This window comes from Legionella pneumophila subsp. fraseri (assembly GCF_000586315.1).
GTDB classification, from domain to species: Bacteria; Pseudomonadota; Gammaproteobacteria; order Legionellales; family Legionellaceae; genus Legionella; species Legionella pneumophila_B.
Genome location: NZ_JFIM01000025.1, coordinates 79454 through 87351, shown reverse-complemented (window position 1 = coordinate 87351; position 7898 = coordinate 79454). Strand labels below are relative to the sequence as shown.

Sequence of the window (7898 nt, the reverse complement as noted above, 5' to 3'; positions counted from 1 at the left end):
ATGCCGCCGGAATTGGTGATCATTTCGCTCCGGAATACACACTAATACCAATTTGTTATTTTCAAAACCACCTGGTATCGATGCTGAAACTTCAAATCATATGGCTTCATCTATTGACCGCTTAAAAGATTTTGACCGTTCAAAACAAAATCTTTGGTTAAAATACAGTGAAGACATCATCAATGAATTCTGTGCTTTATTACCAGAGTTTCCCAAGATAAAACCTAAAGTGCGTGAAGATATTCGCTGCCCGGAAGAAGCGTTATTAACTCAAGTCGGTTGTGCTTATGCTTTTTTAGCCAGTAAAAGACGCGAGGTAGCCAAGCTTTTAAAACATGGTCCTCTAAGACATCAATTTGGTTTATTTAACAAGCCAGGGTTTGCCTCAATCGATGATTTCAACCTCAGTAAAGATATTCCTTCTCAAAAGGATAAAATTTATGAGCATCTCTCCTTGTTAATCAGTCAATCTAATCCTTTTGTTGAAGTTAAGCAAAACAATAGAGAAGCCGAAGGTTTTTCTATTTACACCATAACGTTCAAGATGAAACCTGATGAAATAGAACAAGTGCATATAAAAAATTTGAATTCAAACAAGCCATTTATTGAAAATGATACGGTGCTGACGATAACTTTCAATGATTATGGGAAAAATGACAACAGAACATCAATTGTTATTGATCATTGCCCTACCCCTTTTGCTGAAAACTATACGAGCGAATCCAGTTATTTTAAAGTGCAATTTGAATTGATTGAGCCCTATTTTCAAGCATGCCTGGTCTGGGAGCCTTCAGAAGGAATGAATCAATTTTTAGAAAATGCCGGTAAAATTGCTTATATCCTCGCTCGTATGCAACCTGTTGGGCGTGGTAATTCTGCGATTGTTGAATGGATGATTAGAGGTCTTGCCCAAACCAAAAACATCGAATTAGGACCATTTAACCCTGATGAAAAAATTGGGTGGGATTTTAAAGCGTTTTTGACGCCTCAAATGCAGGATTATGCCCATTGGTTTTCTAAGAAAGCCTTTGCGCACAGCCAATTAAAAAATGTTTCTTCCTTGGGATATTAACAGGACTTACGAAAAACTCCAAAGCCAAGACAAAAAATGTTTTTAGTGAGAGAGTTTAGATAAACTAAATGACCGAATTAAAAACTTTTTTAACAAAGAGATTGGAGGGTTTCGTAAGTCCTGAAAAAGAGAAAGCCGGGGTTCAAGTCTTACTTTTGACTATCAGACGCAAGAAAAGTGAAAAACTTGCCCCGAGATAAATGTATTATTGTTTTAAGTTTGATTTAGATACTTCTTCTTCAAGTGTTTGAGCATCCAATAACCTTTGTGTATTGTTTGTGATTGCGCGACCTGTAATCATTGATTGAAATCGGTCAACCATATATACACCACCCCAGCCGAAAGTGCTGCTGTTTTTATACTCGAACTCAGATGCTACCTTGATAGAATTAGCCAGTTGCTCATCAGATGCGCCTGGGGCTTTATATTTTTTACGAATTTCTTTGCTTTTTTCACTGCTTGGTTTCATGTGCTAAACACCTTCATTGTTAAAACTGACGACATTATATATGAATGATATTCAAACATCATTAATCTAAAAAAAACAATTTGATCTAAATTTTTCATAAATATTTCTTTAGTAACACACAGTCCACAATGATTGAGTATAAAAAACAATGGACTGATTACGCTCAAATCCAATATATTAGGTTATGCTCATCTATTGGATAAAAACTGTGCTAACAAAAAATCTGATTATTTATTAACCAAAAAAAACGCGCTCCATTATATGACCTTCGCAATTGCTTGATTTTCCCAAAAATAAAATCTCACAATGAAAAAACAAACCCAATGGATCAAAATATTAACACATTGTATTTTATTTGATATAATAATAATCCTGTTTTACCCCATGTTATTTTTTTATGCTCACAAAAAATCTGAATGAAGCCCTAAGCGCGATAAAATATGTAAAATCCAAACTGATTTATGGTTCCAATACTGAGCAAGATTCAAAGAAGCCAAACTGGGAACCTGGAAGAATTATTCACTTAAGGAAAGAGGTTCATGAACAAGCTGTCGCCTATGCTCGTTCACATAATGGTAAAGCAGGATTTGATATCATCTCCAAACTTACTCATGCAGCACTCTTGAAATACGGATTTGGTAATTGCGGGGAACAAGCACAAACAGCATTCTGTTTTCTTCAATCTCGAGGAGTCGCGCCGCTTGATTATTGTCAAACATCAATAGGAGAACACTGCTTGATAGTAATTGGACGTGTTAGTGGTTCTGATCCTAATGATATTTCGACCTGGGGAGAAGAAGCCGTGATTTGTGATCCTTGGGCAGAGAAAGCCTATCCCCTTTCTGAATTTAGAGAAATGCAAAATCCTGATAATGATATTCGATACCCTGAGATGTGCTACACTAATGGTAAAAAACCCAAACCTTATTTAGCAGGAGATTTAATCAGTTTCCACAGGATAGAACCTGTGTTGAAAAGCACCTCACTGTCTTTCTTTAAAAAAGCAAATACTGATTATTCGCAATCGAGTTATACGACACTTAAATCGCTTGCCTAAAGTACTTAAATAAAAAGACCCTTTTCTACAGAATACTCCAATTTCCAGCCTTTCAGGTAGCCATTCATTGAATGGTCTAGAGTATTTTATTCATCTAACTAACAGACCAAGACCTACAATGCTTCCCTTGAAAAAAATCACCCAGTAAAAAAATAAAACCATTTATTGTTAACTATTAATATTCTCTTAATAAAAAGAAAGCATTATAGTCATCTTGAAGTCATATTTGCGCAGCAAAAAACATGGCAGGAAACACAAAACCACAATCAGGAGGTAAAAAATGACAGACAGTACCCATTTAAAAAATCCTGTTAGCAAATCATTAAATGACCTTTGTCAAGATGAGCTGACTGTAATTGGCTCCTACCTTGGTGCCTGGAATGATTTATGGAGCTTGACATTTACATCATCAGAAATGAAAAAACACCTCACTGATGAACAAAATGATAAGTTGTGGGAGTTTCTTTTCAAGGAATATTTTCCCTACATTCCTCTGCCAACACAAGATTTTTATAAGAATTTCATGGAAAGCTATAAAAGTTGGTATCAAACATTGTGCCGGGTGAAATCTGATCCCTTTTTTCTCATGTATCTGGATAAACTCAAGAAAGATCCTGCGCATCTATTCAGGAACGATAAAGAAATTATTATGGCAGCCATCGAAATACAACCCGTTTTGTATAAAAATTTTTCCAGAGATTATAAAGAGGATGAAGAGGTGATTCTGTGTGCTCTTAAAAGAAATCGATTTATAATCCATGATGTACCAAGATCAGTAAGAGATGCATTTGAAAAAATAGCTGATATTAAAGACGATAAAACAAGAATTGATGCTTGTGACAAGCGTATTGCTGAACTTTCATCGCAACGTGCTTCTAAAATCGAAAGCCTGGATTTGTTTAAAAGCCAATTACAGTTTCTAACGCAAGATACAAGGAAATCAACTGGTGAACAAGCTAATAGCCGTCAAATTCAAAGGTCAACGGTGTCCATAATAACACCTGCAGGGATCACTTCTCTTGTTAATTTAAGCCTGTTTAAAGACACACAAACCCAGGATCAGGAAAAAGATGAATCACCACACAACCAATATCGAAAATAAGGTACATAAATTTTGAGGTTACTATCGCGAAAATCATTACAGAAATATCCAGGCATCGCCTTAATAGATTGATTAATGCATGAAAACATGTCAGCTAATTTGTATTGATTACGACAAAATACCCTAATTTTTATGATACAACACCGTTTTATTGCGCCCTGAATTTTTAGCTTCATACAGCGCATTATCGGCAGCGGTAATGAGATCTTGCATGTTGTTGCCATGCATGGCGTACATAGCTAATCCTATGGATATTGTGATTTGGGTTAAAGCATTTCCTCCATAACGTAAATGAATACGACTGACCGCATCATGAATTGATTGAGCCCTTTGCAATGCTGTTTCAAGCTCAATCTCTGGTATAATCAGGATAAATTCTTCTCCTCCATAGCGGCAGGCTATATCCTCTTTTCTGCTAATTTGACGTAAAACATTAGCGAAAGCCTGTATCACCATGTCTCCTGCCTCATGTCCGAATTTATCATTAAATTGTTTAAAATGATCAATATCCAACATTAGCACGGCAAGTGATAATGATTTTCTTGCGCAACGATTCAATTCACGATCCAATGCTTCATTCAAATAACGTCGATTATAAAGCCCTGTGAGAGCGTCTCGTAAAGATTGGTTACGCAAGGTTTCACGAAGCATGATATTGGAAATACCAAGCGCTATTTGCTCGGCCATCATACTTGCGAGAATTTCCTGATTATTTTCTTTATTTATTTCTTCCTCTGCTTCCTTTTTAAAAGAGTTCCATTCCATACAAACCAAACCAAGAATATCGCTTTGAGCAAATAAAGGAATACAGGTATAAGGCCGTAAACTACTATTGATTTGATGATGGGGGCATATTAAATCTTTTTGAGGATCTTCTACTGTATACATCGAGCCACGTCGTAAACCCAAACAATCATCTGGTTTAATGATCCTTTCTTCTATCACAGAGTCGCCCCATGAGCTCATAGCTTCAAGATAATTACGTGAGGGATGCATGACATAGAAGATTCCCGATGTTTCAGGTAATAATTTAGTAGCATACAGAGCAATTAAATGATAGGCCTCCTTAATATATAAACAGGTTTGCAATGTTGAACTTAACTCCTTCAACCATTGCATTTCTTTATTGCGGTGATTTAATTCATATAAGGCACATTCAAGATTTTTATTGACTTCCATTAATTTTCTAGTCATTTCTATTTGAGCAGTTGTTTCTTTCTGCCCTTTCTCCAATTCTGATTGCAGCATCACATTTTCCATTGCAACGGATGTGCTGTCAGCCAGTACCTGCAGCCAATTTAATTGTTCCTCTGTAGGAAGGTAATATTCTGCCCAATAAATTCCAATGGCACCCAAAGGGGCAGCTGTTCTAATAGGAACCATTGCCAGACTCTTTACAAAAGTCGGTCGATAAGCATCAAAAGGAATTCTTGGATCGGAATAAATATCTTCAATAACAACCGACTGACGATGCTCCATAACCCAACCACTGATACAAGCACTCATAGGGAATCGTTTGCCTTTCCAAAGAGGGGCGATCGCATCTTCCTCCGCGTAATAGCATTGATTGCCATCACGCAATACAAATGTAGAACCGTCAGCTCCAGTCAATGTACGAGCGGCCTTACGTACAATGAACATGATTGTTTCCAGATCTTTTGCAAGAGAAAGTTTTTGTATGACATCTAATAAGAACTCAACCTGACAATTGGAAGCATCAGTTCCACAAGATTTTGATGGCTTGAGATGTGATTTAATTGGGAATTCTTTATTTGTTCCCATGTGCATTCTATTCATGTCCGTTTGGCTCTTTGCTATCATCCTTGTCTCTTTGTAATTATAACACTGTGTGAATATTTTTTGAACAAAACTTTCCTTTAGATCACTCCTCTTTATAATTTTTCTATCAACTCAAATTTTCATTTTCAATAATTGTTGAAACAAGTTGACGTCTGCTCAAAGACCATTTATGTTAATTATTGATCCATAAGATCTTAACCTATTCAATTTGATTTAAAATACCCAATGACTGAAACATCAATAATTTAAACAAGGAGATAGTCCTCAATACATAAAACTTTATGACGGAAGCGTTTTAAATACCCGATTGATTGTGATGGCTGTAGCAAAAGAATCGTAAAAAATAACTTAGAATTTGTTTTATATAAGGGATTATCGGTATGAAAACAAAGCAAGAAGTATCTCAGCAAGACAAATCAAAAGATTCAAAATCGTCTACACCACCCCAGACAAAAGAAACATGGTTACTATCTGATACCTTGAATATTACTTTTGACCCCTATGATTTTAGTATATCTGTTACCGAACAAGCCCCCATACCGTATCGTATTGTTTTCAGTGGCGGGGGTTCAAGAATACTGGCACATATAGGCGCCCTGGATGAACTAAACAGGCATGGATTACAGTTTACTGAATTTTCTGGAAGCTCTGCTGGTGCAATGGTCGCTGCGTTTGCTTATCTGGGTTATAATTGTTCCGAAATAAAACAAATTATTTCCTGGTTTAATGAAGATAAGCTCCTTGATAGCCCGCTCATTTTTAATTTCAATAACATAAAACAAATATTTAATAAAGGAGGCCTTAGCTCAGCCAAATTAATGCGTCAAGCGGCTAACTACGTCATTTTAAAAAAAGTAATGGATATTATATCCGATGAAAAATTCAAAGCGCGATTTACAACACGTCAAAACTTTTTAGAAGAAAATATATACAGCTGCCCCGAGAATATAACATTTCAAACCTTAGCCAGAATAAAAAAAATATGTCCTGAATGTGAATTAGGAGAAAAATTATTTATTACTGGAACAAATTTAAGTACCCAAAAACATGAAGTGTTTTCCATTGATTCAACACCCTCTATGGCACTCGCGGATGCCATTATTATTTCCGCAAATTTACCTATTGCCTTTGAGCGTATCTGCTATCAAGGAAACATATACAGCGATGGAGGAATCAGCAATAATTTACCTGCCCATTGTTTTTCAGAAAAAGGGCATAAAACAACTTTTTTGAAACACAAGGATGATGTTGACTTCAGTGTACTTGCCCTGCAGTTTGATAATGGGCTTGAAGAGAACGCTCTTTATAGCCAGAACCCAATTCCTAAATGGTCATGGCTAAGCAACACATTCTACTCATTGATTACAGGGCATCCCAATGTTACTGAAAACTGGTATGAAGATCTTCAAATACTGAGGAGGCATGCGCATCAAAGTATTTTAATCAAAACTCCATCCATTGCTTTGACTAATCTAACGCTTAGTCAAGATACAAAAGAAGCCCTGATCGAGTCAGGACGAACAGCGGCCAGAACCTATTTGGACCACCATGAGTTTTATACAGGTACTTATGGAAATATCAGACGTAATGAATGCTTATATGAAAAATTTCAAAAACCCGAAGAGTTATTGGATTACTGTATCCAACAAGGGCACGTTGAACTTTTAAAAAAAATAAAACAAGCTATTTCCAGTTCTCAATATTTAGAAAAAGGGTATAAACATTATTTATGCGAGTTATGTGAAAACTTCCTCCCACCTCAATTGAAATGCTCCAAAGAAGATCCAGGTATAGAACAACCTGAAAACAAATTAGAAAAAGAAACCATCATTTGCAAAAGGGATAATAATAAAGGGCTGAGGTGCTCAATGGCATTTTTTGGGGCTCAGCCTTCCTTAGTCAAAACATTACATCAGTATAGCCCTGAATTAAAAATTAAATTATTTACAGGTCTATATCCCATATTAATTCAAAACTGGCAAAATTTATGCCCTATTTCAGGCATTAGCGGCGTATTAAATTCTATCCGTATGTCATTACTTGAAATCAGTTCCACAGATACCTGTATCAAAGCATTAATCAATAAACTCAACGAAATTGAAATTGGACATTTTTTGATATTTGTTTTTAAAGCAGCTCTAAAAAATTACGATAAAAATGACTTCATATTACTATTGAAAAACCTGAAGCACCTTCACCATTCTATCGAGTTAATTAGAAATAAGCCGTTTCATTCTGATGACCGATTTTATGGGCAGTGGAATTTTGAAGGCCATGATCCTAAAAGAATTCTCGAATTCCTTAAAAGCGATGATATTTCAGGATTAATGACTATTTTAGAAGATAAAAAAGCACTTCCTAATAATAAACCTAATTAACAGACTTAAATTCAAAGCGT

Annotated in this window: 6 protein-coding genes; 4 read left to right on the top strand and 2 right to left on the bottom strand. The window is 35.8% G+C overall.

Annotated elements, in window-relative coordinates; all coding sequences use genetic code 11:
• Window positions 1–34 precede the first annotated feature (34 nt).
• On the top strand, window positions 35–1072 hold the full coding sequence (locus CC34_RS01000000116220) for a hypothetical protein (RefSeq protein WP_050598202.1): 1038 nt from the start codon (window positions 35–37) through the stop codon (window positions 1070–1072).
• A 205-nt stretch (window positions 1073–1277) separates the two neighbouring features.
• On the opposite strand, the gene CC34_RS0107085 is transcribed toward CC34_RS01000000116220, so the two are convergent.
• Window positions 1278–1541, bottom strand: coding sequence for a hypothetical protein (locus CC34_RS0107085; protein ID WP_027227446.1), 264 nt, complete (start codon window positions 1539–1541; stop codon window positions 1278–1280).
• Between the two features lie 397 nt (window positions 1542–1938).
• Between CC34_RS0107085 and CC34_RS0107080 the strand changes: the two genes are divergently transcribed.
• Complete coding sequence (locus tag CC34_RS0107080) at window positions 1939–2598, top strand: hypothetical protein (RefSeq protein ID WP_027227447.1); 660 nt, start codon at window positions 1939–1941, stop codon at window positions 2596–2598.
• Window positions 2599–2878: 280 nt separating this feature from the next.
• Window positions 2879–3700: a DUF4116 domain-containing protein gene (locus CC34_RS0107075; RefSeq protein WP_027227448.1), complete on the top strand. Its 822-nt coding sequence runs from the start codon at window positions 2879–2881 to the stop codon at window positions 3698–3700.
• A 123-nt stretch (window positions 3701–3823) separates the two neighbouring features.
• On the opposite strand, the gene CC34_RS0107070 is transcribed toward CC34_RS0107075, so the two are convergent.
• On the bottom strand, window positions 3824–5521 hold the full coding sequence (locus CC34_RS0107070; protein WP_028379311.1) for a sensor domain-containing diguanylate cyclase: 1698 nt from the start codon (window positions 5519–5521) through the stop codon (window positions 3824–3826).
• A gap of 359 nt (window positions 5522–5880) precedes the next feature.
• On the opposite strand from CC34_RS0107070, the gene CC34_RS0107065 reads away from it, so the two are divergent.
• A complete protein-coding gene (locus CC34_RS0107065) occupies window positions 5881–7878 on the top strand; it encodes a patatin-like phospholipase family protein (protein ID WP_028378597.1) in 1998 nt (665 codons plus the stop codon).
• The last annotated feature ends 20 nt before the right edge of the window (window positions 7879–7898 follow it).

What these genes read in the sequence shown, in the direction of transcription:
- CC34_RS0107080 (WP_027227447.1), top strand. Translation starts at nt 1,939, where the DNA reads ATGCTCACAAAAAATCTGAATGAAGCCCTAAGCGCGATAAAATATGTA.
- CC34_RS0107070 (WP_028379311.1), bottom strand. Translation starts at nt 5,521, where the DNA reads ATGATAGCAAAGAGCCAAACGGACATGAATAGAATGCACATGGGAACA.
- CC34_RS0107065 (WP_028378597.1), top strand. Translation starts at nt 5,881, where the DNA reads ATGAAAACAAAGCAAGAAGTATCTCAGCAAGACAAATCAAAAGATTCA.
- CC34_RS0107075 (WP_027227448.1), top strand. Translation starts at nt 2,879, where the DNA reads ATGACAGACAGTACCCATTTAAAAAATCCTGTTAGCAAATCATTAAAT.
- CC34_RS0107085 (WP_027227446.1), bottom strand. Translation starts at nt 1,541, where the DNA reads ATGAAACCAAGCAGTGAAAAAAGCAAAGAAATTCGTAAAAAATATAAA.